At 39.9% G+C, this 18,231-nt stretch carries 16 protein-coding genes; 5 read left to right on the top strand and 11 right to left on the bottom strand.

Annotation, left to right across the window (positions count from 1 at the left end; genetic code table 11):
* Positions 1-11 precede the first annotated feature (11 nt).
* The gene (locus tag JMX96_RS03215; RefSeq protein WP_201567317.1) at positions 12-965 is read left to right on the top strand and encodes an Imm49 family immunity protein; all 954 of its coding nucleotides are present in this window, start codon (positions 12-14) and stop codon (positions 963-965) included.
* 821 nt (positions 966-1,786) lie between these two features.
* On the opposite strand, the gene JMX96_RS03210 is transcribed toward JMX96_RS03215, so the two are convergent.
* The 7 genes from JMX96_RS03210 to JMX96_RS03180 form a co-directional block, all read right to left on the bottom strand.
* On the bottom strand, positions 1,787-1,987 hold the full coding sequence (locus tag JMX96_RS03210) for a hypothetical protein (protein ID WP_201567315.1): 201 nt from the start codon (positions 1,985-1,987) through the stop codon (positions 1,787-1,789).
* A 155-nt stretch (positions 1,988-2,142) separates the two neighbouring features.
* Complete coding sequence (locus tag JMX96_RS03205; RefSeq protein ID WP_201567313.1) at positions 2,143-2,640, bottom strand: GNAT family N-acetyltransferase; 498 nt, start codon at positions 2,638-2,640, stop codon at positions 2,143-2,145.
* 354 nt (positions 2,641-2,994) lie between these two features.
* The gene (locus tag JMX96_RS03200; protein WP_201567312.1) at positions 2,995-3,768 is read right to left on the bottom strand and encodes a phosphonatase-like hydrolase; all 774 of its coding nucleotides are present in this window, start codon (positions 3,766-3,768) and stop codon (positions 2,995-2,997) included.
* The gene (locus tag JMX96_RS03195) at positions 3,768-4,904 is read right to left on the bottom strand and encodes a TIGR03364 family FAD-dependent oxidoreductase (protein WP_227676889.1); all 1,137 of its coding nucleotides are present in this window, start codon (positions 4,902-4,904) and stop codon (positions 3,768-3,770) included. The genes JMX96_RS03200 and JMX96_RS03195 overlap by 1 nt, the downstream gene beginning before the upstream one ends.
* A gap of 108 nt (positions 4,905-5,012) precedes the next feature.
* Positions 5,013-5,999: an ABC transporter substrate-binding protein gene (locus tag JMX96_RS03190; protein ID WP_201567310.1), complete on the bottom strand. Its 987-nt coding sequence runs from the start codon at positions 5,997-5,999 to the stop codon at positions 5,013-5,015.
* A 77-nt stretch (positions 6,000-6,076) separates the two neighbouring features.
* The gene (locus JMX96_RS03185; RefSeq protein WP_201567309.1) at positions 6,077-7,759 is read right to left on the bottom strand and encodes an iron ABC transporter permease; all 1,683 of its coding nucleotides are present in this window, start codon (positions 7,757-7,759) and stop codon (positions 6,077-6,079) included.
* 56 nt (positions 7,760-7,815) lie between these two features.
* A complete protein-coding gene (locus JMX96_RS03180) occupies positions 7,816-8,694 on the bottom strand; it encodes an ABC transporter ATP-binding protein (RefSeq protein WP_201567308.1) in 879 nt (292 codons plus the stop codon).
* Between the two features lie 257 nt (positions 8,695-8,951).
* Here JMX96_RS03180 and JMX96_RS03175 point away from each other — a divergent pair, with 257 nt between their 5' ends.
* From JMX96_RS03175 to JMX96_RS03170, 3 genes are all read left to right on the top strand, one after another.
* The gene (locus tag JMX96_RS03175) at positions 8,952-9,827 is read left to right on the top strand and encodes a LysR family transcriptional regulator (protein ID WP_201567307.1); all 876 of its coding nucleotides are present in this window, start codon (positions 8,952-8,954) and stop codon (positions 9,825-9,827) included.
* A gap of 206 nt (positions 9,828-10,033) precedes the next feature.
* Entirely contained in the window at positions 10,034-10,165 is a 132-nt protein-coding gene (locus tag JMX96_RS13665) for a hypothetical protein (RefSeq protein ID WP_261863802.1), read from the top strand.
* A gap of 180 nt (positions 10,166-10,345) precedes the next feature.
* A complete protein-coding gene (locus JMX96_RS03170) occupies positions 10,346-11,281 on the top strand; it encodes a LysR family transcriptional regulator (protein ID WP_320157900.1) in 936 nt (311 codons plus the stop codon).
* 83 nt (positions 11,282-11,364) lie between these two features.
* Here the strand turns inward: JMX96_RS03170 and JMX96_RS03165 are convergent, their stop codons facing one another.
* From JMX96_RS03165 to JMX96_RS03150, 4 genes are read right to left on the bottom strand one after another with little or no spacing between them, the layout of a single operon-like run.
* The gene (locus JMX96_RS03165) at positions 11,365-12,681 is read right to left on the bottom strand and encodes a DUF3100 domain-containing protein (RefSeq protein ID WP_201567304.1); all 1,317 of its coding nucleotides are present in this window, start codon (positions 12,679-12,681) and stop codon (positions 11,365-11,367) included.
* Positions 12,682-12,730: 49 nt separating this feature from the next.
* Entirely contained in the window at positions 12,731-13,894 is a 1,164-nt protein-coding gene (locus JMX96_RS03160) for a M20 aminoacylase family protein (RefSeq protein WP_201567302.1), read from the bottom strand.
* A gap of 18 nt (positions 13,895-13,912) precedes the next feature.
* Complete coding sequence (locus JMX96_RS03155; RefSeq protein ID WP_201567300.1) at positions 13,913-15,451, bottom strand: aldehyde dehydrogenase family protein; 1,539 nt, start codon at positions 15,449-15,451, stop codon at positions 13,913-13,915.
* A gap of 3 nt (positions 15,452-15,454) precedes the next feature.
* Positions 15,455-16,381: an NAD(P)-dependent oxidoreductase gene (locus JMX96_RS03150; RefSeq protein WP_227676945.1), complete on the bottom strand. Its 927-nt coding sequence runs from the start codon at positions 16,379-16,381 to the stop codon at positions 15,455-15,457.
* Positions 16,382-17,744: 1,363 nt separating this feature from the next.
* Between JMX96_RS03150 and JMX96_RS03145 the strand changes: the two genes are divergently transcribed.
* Positions 17,745-18,173, top strand: a complete 429-nt coding sequence (locus tag JMX96_RS03145; RefSeq protein ID WP_057761029.1) for an MgtC/SapB family protein — start codon at positions 17,745-17,747, stop codon at positions 18,171-18,173.
* Positions 18,174-18,231: the final 58 nt, after the last annotated feature.

The following is an 18,231-nucleotide window of genomic DNA, read 5'->3' as shown; positions in this document are numbered from 1 at the left end:
TGAGAACTCAAATGACTAACAACTATAAAGTATATTTAGGTAGTGAGGCAGGAAGAGATTATCAAGAAAGTTTTGAGCATGTTATGGGCATAGCTAATTTTATTATTAACCCAAGTGAAAATGAGGACCTTTCAGGTTCAAAACGTAAATTAAAAATTATTGAAACTTTCGAAGGTAATCCTTTAGCCTGTATGCGTGGTTTAGGTGTTTATTACGAAGCAAAAGCCTCCTCTGACTTGCTACTGCATGCTGATATTGATGCATTTAAGCAAGATGCTTATATGGCAGCCAAACTGCAAATGATGGGTAAAGAAGAAATCTATTGGGCATACAATGGCTATAATACTAATAACTTTTTTATAGCCATCATGTCCGATAATCTTGATTTAATCAGATTTTTGATTGAGCACCGAGATGAGGTTGTTGAAGTTAATGAGCTATATGATCGCAAAGATACCCGTTCCTATTTTAATAAGAACACCTTACTTGCACTAGCAGGAGAATGGACTGCATTAAAAGAACGTAGCTTGGTTTTTTTAGAAGATGATAACAAGGATAAACGAGATATCATAAGAATACCTGATCATGAGTTTTATATTGCTCTATGTGATAAAAACATAAAAGCTATGCAAATGGCACTAACTAAACTACTTGAACCTAAACTAGCAAAAAAGGCAGCGTATAACGCGAATACTTGGTTTGACTTTTATCTTCAGATACAAGTGCTGTTATATGCCAAGATTGCAGCAATACATGGCTATGATTTAGGTATAAATAGTCCAATTGCACCGAAAGAGCTGATAGAATTTAAACCTTTATCAAGCTACTCTCAACCTTATGATTTTATGACAGAGTTTAATTATAACCAACCGCAACAAGACTGGATTAACATGTGGCAAGAACGTATGAGAGTAGCTAATGAGAAAAAGAAGAAAAAGGGACTATTTTCTTGGCTAAAGAAATAGTTTGCTTATAACAAGCGTAGAGACTATTTTACCAAGCTATCCAGTATGCTTCGTTCTTACCGAGGAAAGAAGCACAAGCCTAACTGTTAAAAAAACCTTTGCTTATTGCCCTTCTCTATTCTTAATGAACTCAGACATAGAAGTTATTGAAAAATCTAGTATATGTACACCATGAAGTACACTGTGGTTATCTCAGCAGGTTAAAACCTTGATACCATTAGCCCACAGCCAAACATTCAAGTCCTCACTAGGGTACCGTATCTACAGTATGTTATAAATATCTTTATTGACAATGGTTATCACTAACCTTACTATTCAATATTTTAAATAAACATACGTTCATTTATTAGGATTTTTGATGCGGAAATTTGTCCTAGATTACCCAAAGGGAAGTTACCGCAAGTTTTTTATTGTGGCTTTAATCCTAAGTTTTGGTTTTTTTATACACTCCCTTATAGATAGAGATATACAGAATATCTTAATGTGGCTAGGGTTATTTTTAGGAGCTTTGAAACAAGTTGTCATACCTATAGATCTAGATCAAAAACTATCTTTATCGAAAAAAAGGTACTCTATAAGTGATGATGATTTCATAAGTCATTACAACAGTAGTTCTATTACTCATAATAACACCAAGGGTAAAACTTGGCATAAATTAATAATACTGGGTGATGATATTTCGTCTCTTTTGCTTATTGCTTTCATAACCTATAGCATATTTGGTTAACTGAATTATATTAGTAAGCCATAACAAAACTATTATAGATTACTAATATAATGAAAGGCTTGCTACTTAAAACTGGGCATTCCAAGTAGCGGACTCAAATCTGTTCAGCTTCTAACTTAGTTACTATACTTTCAAAAACTTCTTCAAAATGCTGGCTATCAGTACATCTTTTAAACGCATTACCATTCCAAAATCCTAAATGAAATGTGATTGTAAGTCGCTTTTTATCCGCAGTTATCTTTTTAATTTCCGATAGGTTAATAATTCCATTGTCTATAACTATAAAGGTTGGCATATCAAGCTCTTTCTATGGTTTTTATTAATAATAGGTAGCTATAAACTTTACTTAATCTATTTGGTTTTAGTGCCAGAGCCGGGGTACTCTATCACTAAACCGTCCCAAGATAGTTTGAGACAGTATAGGAAAAGGTATGCTTAAAATAACAGATATTAAAGTGTTTTTATCATTCTGATATCTGTTATTTTGGTGCCCTCGTATAGCTCTTCATGACATTGGCTATCAGAATCAAAACCAAATTTTTTATAGAAACTAATCGCAGATAGATTGGTTTGTAAAACCCATAAAGATAGACTAGAGCAGATATTACACTGAAAAGCATCAATTAAAGCTGCATTAATTAACTTAGTACCTATACCTAAATTCTGATATTGAGGTAAAAGATATAGAGTGGTTATTTCACACTCATGATCTTTCTTAAAGTAAGAAATAAACCCTACAGTGGTATTCTCAGTATCATATGCTACCCATGTGTTCACACCAGGGCTAGGTAATATTTTCCCCCACATCTCCATTTTTTGAGATAAGTTATTTTCTTTGTTTCTATACGTTTCGGGTAAAAGGTTCGAATACGTAGCATTCCAACTTTCAAAGTGTATATGAGCAATATCTGCTGCATCGTTCTGGTCTGCTTTCCGTATAAAAAACATGTGGTACTCCATAGTTAAATATTAGGGTAATACCACAGCGTAGCAAAAAATATCTCGTCTGAGGTCTCTAAATAGTTTTGAGATTATCAAAGACTCAAGCTTATTCATCGAATCGTATAATGGATGTCAGGCTGTATCTAAGGTCATGTACTTAGCAGCCTAGCAAGCGTCGATCCGTGACTGGACGTCTGTTTTAGATCGCTTTATGTTTGATGACTGTATCAGTAAGCCTTTAACTTAAACGTCAATTACACAGAATCTGAGATATTTTATCCAAATTAAAAAAGCCATAAAAGTCATTGCTCTTATGGCTTTACTATTTTTTATATATTGAAGCTTAGACTTAGCTTTGAGTTAAATGAACTCCTTTAATTCAGTCAGCTTGTCTAAAACCGCATCAGGTGAATATTTCACTAGCTGCTGCTCATTTTGTGCACCAGATAGCACACCTAACACTATCCCACACCCTGCATTCCTACCCTCTTCAATATCGATACCACTATCCCCTGCTTTTAACACCTGCTGTGAGTTATCAACATTGAACTGTTTCATCGCAAGAGTAATCATATCAGGACCTGGGCGCCCATTATCTACATCATCGGCTGTTATTAATGCATCTACTTGATCCCCCACAGACCAACCTAAGATAGTCAAAATTTTATTAGCAGTCTTAGCATCATATCCTGTATTCAATACGACATTACGACCGCTCGCCTTCAACTGCTCGAACAACTCTGACATGCCTTCAAACTCAGATAGAGTGTGCTTGCTATAAGCAGTTGCAAGATTGACTTTAAAGGCTGCAAACGCTGTATCCGTTAATGATTCAATATCAGCATTAGATAAATCTATCATATTCAAAATATCACGGATGGCATTGCGTTTTTCTTTACCTGCACCATATTCTAGACATAACTCAAGACTCACTTGCTTATCTGATTTGCCAGTGCTCTTCAATGCTTCATTGATAGCATTACATACGGTCTTATAGACCAGGTTACTTTCATCTACTGTTGTGCCAGCCATATCAAATACACAGAGCTTAATATCAAAAAATTTGTTTTTAATACTGTTTAAACTATCACTATGTGAGCTGCTGCTTATTATATTATTATTTGCTGTATTCATTACTTTGATTCCAATACCAATTCAATTAACTCTTCGCCAAATGCGAAACCTGTTGATGCCCCTGTACCACTGGTGACTGCACCGACCACCACACCTTTTTCAGGTGATGCCTTAAATACCACATCATCTGCACTTGGATATACACCCAACCAGTGCTGAGTAACATCTATCTCACCAATATCCATCACCTGCTTAAATTCATTAATGATTAGATCATCAATTCGAGTGTCTCTAAACGGTAGTTCTCTATCACTATAATCATGACTATCGCCAATGATTAGTGAGCCATCTTCAGACTGAACCACAATTAGGTGGACACCTGCTTGACGCTCTGCACTTTGAATATCGTCAAGTAAGCTTTTTAGTACCGTAGCTTCAGGTAACTGAGCAAATCCATCATAACGGGCAAAGCTTAAATCTGACATGACAGCAGCATTTAATTTAAATGTTTTTTTGGGCATGACTCGCATCATATTTAGCGTGCACATTTTAGCTTTGGTCTTAGCGAACACGTTTGGATATAAGCTGGTAAAGTCCGCTCCGGGGCAGACCACACAGTGCTCAGCGTTAAGTACACCGCGACTGGTATGCACTTTTGGCAATTCCACTGAAGTCACCGTAGTATGGTTGTAAAAATCCACACTCTGCGTCTCTTGTAACCAATGAGTCAGCTTAGCGATTGCAGTATTGGACTCTATTCTAAGCTCATGTGGACTATATAACACCCCTTCTCCCTTGTTCAGATAAGGCGCGGCTTCATTAATTTCAGACTGTGTCAGTAGTCGGCAACCTTCACCCATTTCTGTCTTTAAAAAAGCTTGTGCAACATCTACCGCTTCAGGTCGCTGCATTAACATATGCAGACCGATATGCTCTACCTGAATACCTGCTTTTGGGGCAATTTCGGCCCAAACATTACGCGAGTGCATGGCGCGTTGCCAATGCTTACCTCGACGCTGACCACTAACGGTCACAAATCCAAAATTACGAACAGAAGCATCTTTGTTCTGAGATTGGCGTTCTACAACCGCAACACTCAGCCCCTTTTTAACGGCGGCGTAGGCGCTTGCCAGCCCAACGATACCCCCACCTACGACAACGACATCGTATGTTTTATCAGAAAGTATTTTGCTCATTGTCATACCTGCTCTTCCCATATATCTTTATTAATTAGCCCTCTACTTGCTTAACCTATGAACTAATATAGCTAAGCCTGAATGGTCATTATTTTGATTCAACTAAAATTACTCACCGTGGAAAAAAGCACGGTGCTTATCTAACAGCTCGGCAGTTAATGGCTCTGGATAGGTCTTAGAGTTATCAATCTGATTTTCAGCAGCTACTGTCTCACCGTCATACACAATATTTGGATAAATTTCTAATAAACGTGGGCGAGCTTTAGTGACAATTAACTCAGCCATTTTCATTGCTTTAGGATTGGTTTTCTCTCCTTTATCAATAACAGCAACCGATTCAGTCAATGTGTAATTACCTTCACTAGGATCAACAAAATCAATTGGTAAACCTTTTGCTTTATTAGCGACTGCCTGATGACGTAGACCGAAACCGATAGGCACCTCACCTGCCATTACCTTTTTAAGAGGACCAGAGCCAGATAGCTCTAAATTAGGTCCTGCATTTTCACGAATAGCATTCATGATTTGTTGACCTTCAGCATCGGTGCCATATTCAGCAGCAATGTCTTGTACAAACAACCAACCAGTTGATGAACCATTTGGATCAACCATAGAAATTTGATTTTTATAAATAGGATTCGCTAAGTCTTTGGCACTAGTAGGTACTGGAAGATTATTGGCTTCCATCTCTTTGGTATTGAGTAAGATAGCACCCGTAAAGCTGAGAATCGGTGCATAGTAATTAGGCGTCGCAATCTGTGGGTTTGCTGTAAATGCTAACGCTTTAAACATCGGGTTCTTTGCTTGAGCACTTTCGATATAAAACGAGCTCATTGTCACCATATCAGCTTCAATATTTTTTCCTTCTGCTAATAGTCGTCCCCCAAGCTCACCTGTTCCGAATGATTGAAATATGTATTGATCTTCAAAGCCTGCCTCATCAAGCACCTCTTGAATAACCTCGACTGCCTCTTCATCAGCATTACTATAAATAATCACCTCCTCGCCAGCTGTATCGTCCGAGCTTTGCGACCCACAACCTGCTACTAAAACTCCACAAGTTAATCCCATTACTATCGTTTTGAATAAGTTCATTGTTGTTCCTAATTATTTGAGTGGTTAACGGTTCAATTGGTTTTCGTCACATTAAGGCCTAAATTGTGTTGAAATATCTAAGCGACTGTCGTCACTGTCGTCTTTATCACTTTTATTTTTTTTGTTCCATATATGCTTCTGGTATAAAGGTATCGCACCGCTGCGAAGAATATTAATGCCGTGATATTTGTGAGTAGCACCATCAGTGACAAGATAAAGATCTCATCAAAGCGGGCGAAGTGCTGTAGTTCGACAATCTTTGTAGTTAGCACCATCGTCTTTGCACCTGAAATGAATATCACTGCACTGATGCTAACCATCGCACTGATAAAAAAGTACGAGGCCACTTCGATAAGCGTAAGTATTGAGTTGGGTACAACAATTCGGCGTAAAGACTGTAGCCATGAGTCTCCCAGTAAAGAGGCTGTAGTCTCCCAACCTAGATTCATTTTTGATAGTGCGTTTTTGCTCATGAGATAAGGTGTCGAGAAGTAATGAATGATATTGCTAATCACAATAATGAAGATGGTGTTCGATATCGATGACCCTGAAAAAACCATCAGGTAAGCAATACCAATAACCATACCTGGCACTGTATTGGTTACTAATGCTGAGCTTTCTATCGTCAGCTTTCCTATCTTGAATAGCCCTGAACGCTCGTATATCAACGCGGCAACATAGGTAATAATAGTGCCAAAAACAGCCGTTAAGGTCGCGACAATAAGTGAATTTTTATACACTCGCATTAGGTTCGAGGACTCAATCACCTTAGTAAATGTGTCTGTACTAAACGCCATCTCGTAAGGCCATGTCTTAATCCATGGAATGATGAATATCACAGCAAATACGAATAACAGTGAAATCAAAATACCACTGGACAACACACTCAGAATTCTGTCTTTGACTTTAGATGTAGGCAAGTCAAAATGCTCTACTGAGTCATATCTGACATTAAATCGAGCCACATACCAAAGCAGTAGAATGCTCAAAACAGAGGGGATTAGCATAAACAAAGCAACCACAGAGCCCTTTTCAAACGAGGGAGATGCACCCAGTATTTGGGTATAAAGCTCAGTGGCTATAACCTTATACTGACCACCAATAGAGGCTGGAATACCAAAGTCAGTAAAGGCCAAAAAGAAGCATTGAATAATAGCGGCTGCAAACGTACCAATTAAAGGACGAATGACCGTCATATCTATCTGGCGTAAGCGTGAATCGCCCATCAGTTCTGATACGATCACAAACTTCTTATCCAAATATTGAAAGGTATTGTTAAGCAGTAAAAAGGCTATTGGCAAGGTATAGATAGTGTAGCCAAGCCACATACCATAGAAACCATATATGTCTTCAAACAACTGAAAGCCAATTATCTTAGTGAGTAGACCTTGCTTACCAAAGGTGTAAATAATGGCAAATCCATAAGTCACTGTTGGCAATAGCATAGGGAACAGTGATGCAAGCTTAATGGTTTGTTTAAAACCCTTTGGCAAGTTAGTCCAGTGCACCGTATAGGCAAGGATAAATGCCAAAAAGGTGGCACTCATCGCACTAACAATGGCGACAAAAAAACTATTTAACATCACTTGTCTGAAGTCATTACTGCTGATGATATCGACGTAATGGCTGAGACCTAATCCATCAGCCACATTAAATGACAGCATCAACATTTTGCCCAAAGGCACAAACATAAAGACGATGAATAGCGCACCAATGAAAAGCCACGAAGCTTTCATTAGCGATGAGTTATTAAGTTTCATAATGACCTACGCGCAAAATAAGTAAGTTTTGAGAGACCAGCGTTGGCCTAGTGCGATTAACTTGTGGAAGTGTCTTTAATGGATTTAGCAGCTGTGCGCTGGATTATGGCGTTGATATCTTCAGTAACTGAGCTACCAGTTGGTGTAGGTCTCATTTGAGTGTATTTTTCTAAAGGGTCAGCTGGCGCATCGTCCGCTTCAAATAGGCTCAAGATATTACGGCGTTTGATATTTAGCTGGTTCAAGATAAAGCTTTTAACAAAGTCATTCGCAGGGTTTTGAATGATTTCTGATGGCTTAGCATATTGAGCTACTTTGCCGTCTGATAACAACAAAATACGATCAGAGAGTGTCATCGCTTCTTCAGGATCATGTGTCACAATCAAAGTGGTTAACTCATAACGCTCTGCAATCTCACGAATACGTGCCTTAATCGTCTCTTTAATAACCCCATCTAAAGCAGATAAAGGCTCATCTAATAATAAAATTTTAGGCTTCATCACTAAAGTACGTGCTAATGCAACACGCTGCTTCTGCCCACCAGAGAGCTGGCTGATTCGCTTGTTCAAATGCGGCTTAATCTCCAAAAGGTCAACTAGCTCATCAACCTCCGCTTGTGTGCTGACGTTAGGTCTATTACGTAGCCCATATTCAATATTCTGCTTTACATTCAAGTTAGGAAACAACGCATAGTCTTGGAATACAATATTGAAACCTCTGTGCTTCATAGGCACACGTGTGATGTCTTCCTTATCATAGGCAAGTCGACCAGAACTAATATCGGTTAGACCTAAAATAATATGTAGCAACGTGGTTTTCCCACAGCCAGATGGGCCCAATATTGAAACAATCTCACCCTTATTCACTTTTAGGGAGATATCCTCAAAAATAACTTTGCCATCATACTTCTTAGTCACATTTCTTAGTTCTAACATAATTCAAGCCCAAACTTATATTTTGGTATTAGCAGTGAGTGATAGCTCAAGCAAATACATTTAGGTAAATTGTTCAATGCTTTAATCGTTTACACGTAACTAATATAGAAGATGAATATGACAGTTTGGCGTCAAATATAAGGTTAGCTTATACATTTAATCATTCAGTCTTATTTATCGTGTATAACTTCTCGTACTTCCCGGAGATAAGCCTGACAATCTCTGCAACTGAAACCTATATGAAAGACGGGGGTCATATGACGAAAAAACCTTACACCTATAATCAGTTAAATATCTTGAACTCTGTGCTTGAGGAAGGTAATTACACGCAGGCGGCTAAACGTTTGGGCGTGTCTCAATCTGCCATTAGCCAAGCATTATCTACGCTTGAAAACAATCTTGGGTTTAAGCTATTTATGCAGCGTGGCAGGCACTTTGTGCCAACAGATTACTGCTTAGAGCTTGGAACGTTAACGAGTAAAGTGCAAGCAGTTGAAGACGAACTAGATCAGCTGATTCAAAGAAGTAAAATTTTTGAATCAGCTATATTGAAGGTAGGTCTATGCAGCCCGCTGCCGGGCACTGAAATTATTAAACAGTTTAGTAAGCGCTATCCCAAGCTACAGACTGAAATCTATTTTGGTAATTTCCATGAAACGTTTAGTAGAGTGGTTAACGGTCAGGTAGATGTTGGTATTCTTGCAAATGTTCCCAAAGGTGATAAGTTTCAATTTAAGAAATGTGCTACCCAAAGGCTTGTTGCTTTGTGCTCACCGAACCATGCTTTTGCATCAAGAGAATCTATAAGCTTAACTGAATTATCGACTGAAACTGTTATATTCCGCACGCACGGTTCCACCACTCAAAAACTTATAAATGAGGCGCTAGCAAAAATTAATTTAGAGATAACCCCTACGTATATCGTAAACACCCAAGAAAGTGTTTACGATGCGGTTTACCAAAACTTAGGTGTGGGATTTGCATGGAGCGAAAGCGCGATCAGAAAAGGTGGTTTTGTGAAGGTACCCATTGCGGAGCTACCTTCAGACTATGATGAGGTGGTCTTTTCACTCAAAAATGTAAACAATTTAGTGGTGACTGCTTTGATGAACTCTTTAGACACCTCTGGTTAGACTAGGTCAAAAGAGTATTTTAGTGTTTTAATATACACGCATCTTGCGAATTAGGTTTTTTTGCCTCGAACCCGTTTATCATAATACTCGATATCGCATTAGTGTACATCTGAGTGTATTTGACAACCTAGGCTTGATGGCTCTTCGAGTAGATTATCATAGAGGCAATTTATTGCTGATTATTTAGCGCATTAGAGGTCATGAGTATGCCATTTAAAGTGTTGCCACGATTCATCGAAGAATTAGGTATTGAATATACAAGTCAAGATTCTAAATACTTCTTAGGTAAAGATAAGCTTAAAGAGTTTCCAAGTGTATTAGATCATATTGAGCTATGATGAAAAAACTGTACAAGTAAACTTGAAAGATTATCGTTTTAAACAAGTCTAGGTCACTGTTTGTTTTTATTAAGGTATACTTTTTTATACATCATGGACACTTTTATAGGTCTGACTAAATAGTATACCGATACTGTCCCTTATTACTCCATCCATGGGTCAAAGTGCTGTACTTATTCAATGAAACCGAGAACAGGGCAAGAGAAAACAATGACAGAGATCAATGGAAAGCGGTTATCCTATCTTTATGAAGCTGTAACTATGGGGACGATCCGGGCTGCAGCAGATAAGCTAGATATTGCTCCCTCAGCCATCAGCCGACAAATATCTCTGTTAGAAAAAGAGTTAGCATGCATTCTTATTGAGCGGCACCGAAAAGGAGTAACACCAACAGAAGCTGGTAGTATTCTCTTACAGTTTTATCGAGAATCACTCTCCGCTGAAGAGACTTGTGTTTCCAAATTACAGGCGTTATTGGGATTACAGCGGGGTCATATAAAGTTAGCAATGGGTGATGGTTTTGTTGGGGATTTGATGTTAGGTCCATTATCTGAGTTTTCCCGTCTATATCCGGCGCTAACACTTTCAATCAGTACTGGTGGATCAAACGAGGTGATTCGTCAGGTTGAGGAAGATGAAGCGCATATTGGGCTAGTATTTCATCCCAGCAGTCATCCGCGCATCCGCTCACAGGTTATCAGTTGTCAGCCAATGTATATTATTGTTTCGCCCGACCACCCGTTGGCCAATCGAAGTAAACCTATGCAGTTAAAGGAGCTTTTGGAATATCCAGTGGGGCTGGCTGAAAGTCGTTTTGGCGTGCGTCAGTTACTAGCGATGGCAGAATTTCAACAAAAAATTCGATTTGACCCTATCCTAACCACTGACTCATTCACGGTGCTAAAGAACTTTGCTCGCTCAAATATGGGGTTTACCTTTTTACCATATTTTGTAGTGTCCAAAGAAGTGAAAGACGGACATTTGATAGCTATCCCTATAGACAATACGCTCCTGTCAAGCGGTGAAGCACATATCGTCACTCGATTGGGTCGTCATCTATCCCAAGGTCCACATGAATTACTACAGCATATGAAGTCATGGATGAAAGCTTTGTAAGTGGGCTGCACACCAGCAACGTTGAGTTGCTGGATGCTGTTTTGAAATAGCTGTTAACGTAGAACTGAACGGCTTCGCACCTTTTACAGCATAGCCTGGGCTATTATGGCAGAACCCAAGAAAGTGCCAGTAAAAGTAAGCAGCGCAACCATTGCGATTTTAAATCCAGATTTTTTAAACAAAGTCACTTCCATCTGAGAAATTGCAAACCCTGCATAGGCAAGCACAGGAGTAATGAGTTGTAATACGCCCAACTTGTCTGTTTCTACTAAGACATACTCGCTCATTGGAAACTGTGGTAAAGATATCAGAATGGCCACAATTGATATCCAAGCAATAGCGGGGACATTGACAGGAATAACCTCCTTTAATAAAACGCCAGCGATACAACAAGCGAACAGAATCAACATGGCAGGTAGCGCAGAGATTGGATCAACGCCTTGCCCTACCCAATTGCTTAGTAATAGAACGATACAGATAACCGCCAATAGGGATAGGGACTGCTTTACTGATAAAATAGATTGCTCTGGTACCTTTAAACCAAAATCTGTTTTTGTGGCAGCAGTAATATCATTATGCTTCTTAAATTTATTAATAACTTTATATAAAAACTCTGTGAATGGTAGGGCAACAAACAAACTGACGAATAGCCCTGTGGCGTAAGTTAATAAATTAGAAGTCGCTGCAAACGCAGTAATAGTTTCCGCTTGAGCAGGTACCGTTTCTGCGAGCGCTGCTGAACAGGCACCCATCATACTACCACTACCAATACCACAAGCCATAGCGAGCGCTCGAACATCCATGATATCCATAGAGGCAATAACACCCGCCATTAATGAAAAGTAAATTGCGCCAAATAAGGTGCCCATTACATAGACACCCATGACACCGATACCTTCGGCGCTCTGAAGTCCATACTTATCAGCAATGAGCGCAATATTTGGTTCACGAGCAATTGAGTGAGTGGCGCCAATAGCTTCTCTCCCCATTCCAAATACCAATACCGCAACGGGTAAGGCGATAAGAGCAGTCATTACATTGCCCAATTCTTGTAGCAAAAGAGCGGGACCTGCGGCTATGATTTCTTCAACTTTAGGACCGACACCAACACCAAATTTTGCAATGAATGGCATGATGCTCAAAAGGACGGCGTAGCTTGCAAATTTTACTCGGTCTCTAGAAATTACCGCTTTCATTGAAGGTATAACGTTGGGGTTCAATAGTAGTGTAAATATGAATGCGTATAGCAAAGGCAGTAAGACTAGTGTACCAATACCAATAGGTATCTTAATGATCCCTATCCATTCTGCAAATAGCGATGTAATAATTACTAGTAAATGCAGCTTCCAATCAAATAAGTGCTTCGTCATTGTACTTGATAGTATAGTGGTATTATTCATAGCAGTTCCTTTTGCATTTTATGATGCCTACGTTTTTTGATGATTTGGTTTATGCAGAAAGTTTTGGTAGCTGAGACTCAACTAAAGAGACCCATACTTTGATTCCTGTCTCAATAGCATCGTCATTAAAATCATAAGCCGCATTGTGTAATGGTTTAGAGGGGCTATTACCATCAACGCCTAACCAAAAATAAGCCCCCTTAACGACTTGACTCATAAATGAGAAATCCTCAGAAGCCATTGATGGTTCCACATCAGTATTTACCTTATCAGCACCCAACACTTTAGTAGCAGCCTCTTTAATTTCAAGATAGGCTTGGCTGTCATTAGTGGTTACTGGATAGCGAATATGGTAATCCATCTCTCCTGTGACACCATATAAAGGCGGTAGTGTTGCAACCATTTCTGTCAGCATATCCTGCATGGACTGTCTTACGTCCATATCAAAGCTGCGAACGGTTCCTTTTAGAATGGCGTAATCAGGAATGACATTGGTTGTATCACCACTATTCATCTGAGTGACGCTGATAACACCTGACTTGAGTGGAGATATTCGACGAGAGACAATAGATTGAATATTAGTAATCAATGCCGCACCTGCTGCTATAGGATCAGCTCCTAAATGTGGCATAGCTGCGTGAGTTCCTTTACCAGTTAAAGTAATCTCAAAGGTATCAAAAGACGCCATCATAGGCCCGTTGTTGACCGCAACCTCTCCCACAGGTAGACCTGGCCAGTTATGTAACCCGTAAACAGCATCCATAGGGAACTTATCAAACAACCCATCATCAATCATAGCCTTTGCACCGCCTAAGACCTCTTCAGCAGGTTGAAAGATAAAATAAATAGTGCCGTTAAAGTCTTTATGCTGGCTCAGATGCTTTGCCGTACCAAGCAGAACTGAAGTATGACCATCATGGCCACAGGCATGCATACAGTTTTCATGAGTGGATTTATGCTCAATATCGTTTTGCTCTTTTATTGGTAGCGCATCGATATCGGCTCGTATGCCAATAGTAGGACCTGAGCCGTTCTTTAGAACACCGACAACGCCCGTGCCGCCCAATCCTTGATGCACTTCCATCCCAAAGCTCTGTAATTTATCAACAATAAATGCTGAGGTCTTGAACTCTTTAAAGCCAAGCTCTGGTTGACTATGGATTTGCTGACGCCACTGTTTTACTTCACCTAGTAGGGTTTCGTTAATTAACATGTGTTTTCTCCTTACATACTATTGAATTGAGTAACCAAATTGGATAGCGGAGTCTTTTGCTGTTTCGACCCAGACACTTTTGGTCTGTGTATATTCGAGTAAACCTTCGTAGCCACTCGATCGACCATAGCCACTCTCACCAAAACCGCCAAATGGCGACATGACGTTGATTGATTTATAGCTATTTACCCAGAATGTTCCAGCATTTACTTGAGCGGCCATCCGATGCGCGCGGCCGACATCAGCCGTCCAAACAGCGCCCGCTAAACCAAAACGACTGTCATTTGCTATCGCTACCGCTTCTTCTTCTTCATCGAATGAAATAACAGAAACCACAGGTCCAAAAATTTCTTCCTGCGCGACTCGCATATCATTTTTCACATTGGCCAAAACGGTTGGCTGATAAAAGTAACCGTTTTTACCGCCACAAATAGCACCTGCCTTTCCGCCTGCGGCAACAACCGCACCTTCAGCAATACCGTCCGATACTAACGAGTGTACGTGGTCAAACTGTTTTTGATTATTGATCGGTCCCACCATCGTGCCTTCATGCCATGGCAAACCCACGGGCAACTTACTCGCGGCCGAGGCAACCCGATCCAACACTTCTTTATAGATATCACGATGGACCAATAACCGAGCACCCGATACACAGCTCTGTCCAGCAGCAGAAAATACCGCAGCTTGCGCGCCCACTACCGCGCGATCCAGATCAGCATCTGGAAAAATTATATTGGCTGACTTACCACCCAGCTCCAATACGCAAGGGATGACACGTTGCGCAGATGCCGAAGCAATGAGCGCACCAGTCTTCGGTGAGCCAACAAAAACCACTTTTTTAGTTGCCGGATGAGCAATGGCAGCAGATCCTGTGGTGTGTCCCAGCCCATTAATGACATTGACCAAACCACGCGGGATACCTGCTTGCTCAAGAATTTTAACGAGTGCTGTTGAGCTTAGTGGGGTTAATTCAGATGGCTTTAGTAAGACAGCATTACCGGCGCAGATGGCTGGCGCGATTTGCCAGCCTCCAGTAAATACAGGTGCATTCCAAGGGGTGATTTGAATCACGACACCATAAGGCTCATGGCGAGTGTAGTTCAAGTGGCTTGTTGGTACGGGGATAACTTGCCCCATAATTTTGTCACACCAGCCAGCATAGTATTCAAACATCTCTGCAACTTTTGCCACCTCAACCCGGCAATCCCGAATAGGCTTGCCTGCAGAGAGACACTCTAAACGTGCCAAAGGTTCTGCAGCTTCGCGTATTTTCATGCCGCACTTCCACATCAACTGACCTCGTGCACTGGCAGTCATTGACCACCATACTTTTTGAGCTTTCATAGCGGCATCAGCGGCATCAGCAACAATACTTTTTCCCGCATCACGATAGTTTAGAAATACTTGGCCAGTCGCTGGGTTAGTCAGATCGATGTTGTCTCCATTACCTGTAACTAATTCTCCATCAATCCAGCTGCCAAATTCAGAAGTACCTAATAGTTCATTAAGCAATATGTCAACTTGCTGCTCGCCATTTCCTTCTACGATAAAACTCATAACCTACTCTCCCAAGCCAGCATTTTTAACAATGCAGTTAAAATCATCCTGATCAGGTATGTTTTCTTCACTCTGCGACCAAATCTCAGCTACCTGTTGCGCCAAAGGCAACTCTAATCCCATCTCACTGATCATATTTTTTGCCAGACGTACGTCTTTACGCATCAGCTCCATCGTAAAACCGGAATCAAAACTTTGATCGAGAATCCAACGAGGAAAATTTACTTCACTGATCGCACTACGACCTGAGCCGGCATTCAAACCAGCAATAAGGTCTGCAGGATCGAGGCCTGCCTTGGTGCCCAAAGCTACTGCTTCGGCAGTGGTCACGAGATGTGCGGCACATAGTAGATTATTAATGAGTTTAGCGGCATGTCCATTGCCAGACTTGCCCATGTAGACCACTTTTGAGCTTAGCGCATCCAGATACAACTGAGCACGTTCAAGGGAGCTGCGTTCGCCGCCAACAACCATCACCATAGTACCGGCTTCAGCACCCGCTGGACCGCCACTTACAGGGCAGTCCAATAACTGATGGCCTAACCGATCTAGCTCCCTAGAGAGTGCCCGCGTTACCTCTGGTTCTGAGGTAGAGGTATCAATAATCAGAGTATTAGGCTGAGCGCAGTCAATAATGCCATCTTTACCTTTAACAACTGCTTGTACATGCTTTGCCATTGGCAAAGACAGAATGATGACGCTAGATTCGGTACAAAGCGCTTTAAGATCTGCAACCACATTCACGCCGATTCCCTTGGCAGCTTGGCATTGGGTTTCTCCTATGTCTGTGCCAAATACTTTAAAACCTTTGCGAAGCAAAGACTGAGCCATACCATTACCCATACGGCCTAAACCGACAATACCTATATTTCCATTCGTCATGTCTATTCCTTTAGTCTTATGTTTTCTGTCAGTCTTATTATGACTAATAAATTATTAAGAAGAATCACAACAAATAACCTTTTGTGTTCTAAAAAAGGCAACACTAGCGTAAGAAACGAGATAGGTTTCTCTCCACTTCATTTTGCTATTTATAGAAATTGGTAGGATATTGCTAAAATAGCTATAGTGAGCTTATAGCAGACACAACGGATTGATGACTTAGTTTTAGGAACGTTGTCATTTCGATCTTGGTGGGCTAAGTTTTTACATGAATCCTGAGATCGAGTACAAAGTTCAAATAGTTACCAGCTCGGCTGCTTTAGTTAACTGGTAACGACAAACCTTGAGTAGTGTGATGGCACGGTGGGATGACGAGAAATCTTAAGGATAGGACACAGCCGTTGGTTGCGATGATATTTGTAGAAATGTTTTCGAATCGTCCATATGGTGAATATTTTATCCAGCGTATTTCTCTCACAACGTTGATTGGGGTAAACGATAGTTGTGATAGTTTGGGAAAACAATCGAAGTCAACGAAAAAAAATATCGAAACTCACGACTTATTAGTCGATTTTCTTAAAAGTAGTTGGCGTTACAACTTGTTTGTCAAAGCTGTTCGGGATTCAAGGGACCACCCGTATCCATCGATAGATACTCACTTAAATACAAGCCAAACCTGAATTCTTTAATAAAATTTGAGCCTACTGTCACCTACCCCTGAATATCGAGCAACAGAAGACTCTATTTGCTTGTTATTTAATGACTTATTTTCAATATTTCTGGTCTAATCTGACAATGGAGTAGAGGTAAAAGTACTATAAAAATACAGTGCCTAAATACGATTTAAATTTTATTTTATTACAATTTACATTCTAATTATTCAGCCTTATAATATCTAAAGCCTTTTTATATCAATGTATGTAAGATATCGTCATAATATGTATTTTAGTCGACCTACTTTGACATGGTAGAAGTCGTTGGTTCGAATCCGATTACGCCTACCAGATTCGAAAAGCCCCAATCTTAAGATTGGGGCTTTTTTTGTCCGTGAAATATGGGCTGTAGCGGAAAATACTTGTCTACATCGACTCATAGTCATGATTATACAATCAGATTTAAATCATTTAAAAAAGTGACGGTGACCAAATGGTGACCGACCCTTAAAAACCATTAAAATTAAAACCCTCTTTTTGACCTCTACTTTAAACTGTAAGCTAAAACCTATTTCTGAGTATTTTTCTCTTTATCCTTTTTTAAATATTCAAAAATATCCCCTGCCCTAATATCTAGTGCTTCACAAATTTTATCAATTAGATCTTAGACACTGCGACTTGCTAATTTCTGTTATTCTTTATTTATACTTATATTTTTTAAAGTAAACCATACCCTAAATATCTTCTGAGTTATTACTATGTTTAACTTCGATTTTAGTCTAAATGTTCTGGTGTATCATGCCTTTCAATTAGGTATTGCTTTCATATTGTCACTACCAATCGCTCTCAATCGTGAACTTGAAGATAATGGTGCAGGTTTGAGGACTTTTCCTTTAGTAACAATTGCTTCGTGTGCTTTTATGCTAGTGGGCATGGACATTTATCAAGACGCCGATGCTGAGGCTAGAATTATGTATGGCATAATCACTGGAATGGGTTTTATTGGCGGTGGCGCTATCTTTAAAAATGAAAGCGGCGCAAAGGGCACTGCTACTGCGGCTGGATTGTGGAATACAGCCGCCATTGGGATATCGGTGGCTTATGGTCGCTATGAGATTGCCATTATATTATCAGTAGTTGGTTTTTTAATTCTACAATTCTCAAAACCTTTTAAACCAAAATCTTAACAATGCCACTCTTAGTCATTAGAATAGAGAATCAAACCGCCATTTTAACAAGAACTTC

This window comes from Psychrobacter sp. JCM 18900, assembly GCF_904846625.1.
GTDB lineage: Bacteria > Pseudomonadota > Gammaproteobacteria > Pseudomonadales > Moraxellaceae > Psychrobacter.
Note: the sequence above shows the minus strand (reverse complement) of the source record. Positions and strands in the feature narration are given on the sequence as shown.

Coding starts and splice junctions, on each gene's coding strand:
- JMX96_RS03210 (WP_201567315.1), bottom strand. CDS start 1,987: ATGCCAACCTTTATAGTTATAGACAATGGAATTATTAACCTATCGGAA.
- JMX96_RS03200 (WP_201567312.1), bottom strand. CDS start 3,768: ATGAATACAGCAAATAATAATATAATAAGCAGCAGCTCACATAGTGAT.
- JMX96_RS03155 (WP_201567300.1), bottom strand. CDS start 15,451: ATGAGTTTTATCGTAGAAGGAAATGGCGAGCAGCAAGTTGACATATTG.
- JMX96_RS03195 (WP_227676889.1), bottom strand. CDS start 4,904: ATGAGCAAAATACTTTCTGATAAAACATACGATGTCGTTGTCGTAGGT.
- JMX96_RS13665 (WP_261863802.1), top strand. CDS start 10,034: ATGCCATTTAAAGTGTTGCCACGATTCATCGAAGAATTAGGTATTGAA.
- JMX96_RS03170 (WP_320157900.1), top strand. CDS start 10,346: ATGAAACCGAGAACAGGGCAAGAGAAAACAATGACAGAGATCAATGGA.
- JMX96_RS03180 (WP_201567308.1), bottom strand. CDS start 8,694: ATGTTAGAACTAAGAAATGTGACTAAGAAGTATGATGGCAAAGTTATT.
- JMX96_RS03145 (WP_057761029.1), top strand. CDS start 17,745: ATGTTTAACTTCGATTTTAGTCTAAATGTTCTGGTGTATCATGCCTTT.
- JMX96_RS03185 (WP_201567309.1), bottom strand. CDS start 7,759: ATGAAACTTAATAACTCATCGCTAATGAAAGCTTCGTGGCTTTTCATT.
- JMX96_RS03215 (WP_201567317.1), top strand. CDS start 12: ATGACTAACAACTATAAAGTATATTTAGGTAGTGAGGCAGGAAGAGAT.
- JMX96_RS03205 (WP_201567313.1), bottom strand. CDS start 2,640: ATGTTTTTTATACGGAAAGCAGACCAGAACGATGCAGCAGATATTGCT.
- JMX96_RS03175 (WP_201567307.1), top strand. CDS start 8,952: ATGACGAAAAAACCTTACACCTATAATCAGTTAAATATCTTGAACTCT.
- JMX96_RS03190 (WP_201567310.1), bottom strand. CDS start 5,999: ATGAACTTATTCAAAACGATAGTAATGGGATTAACTTGTGGAGTTTTA.
- JMX96_RS03160 (WP_201567302.1), bottom strand. CDS start 13,894: ATGTTAATTAACGAAACCCTACTAGGTGAAGTAAAACAGTGGCGTCAG.
- JMX96_RS03165 (WP_201567304.1), bottom strand. CDS start 12,681: ATGAATAATACCACTATACTATCAAGTACAATGACGAAGCACTTATTT.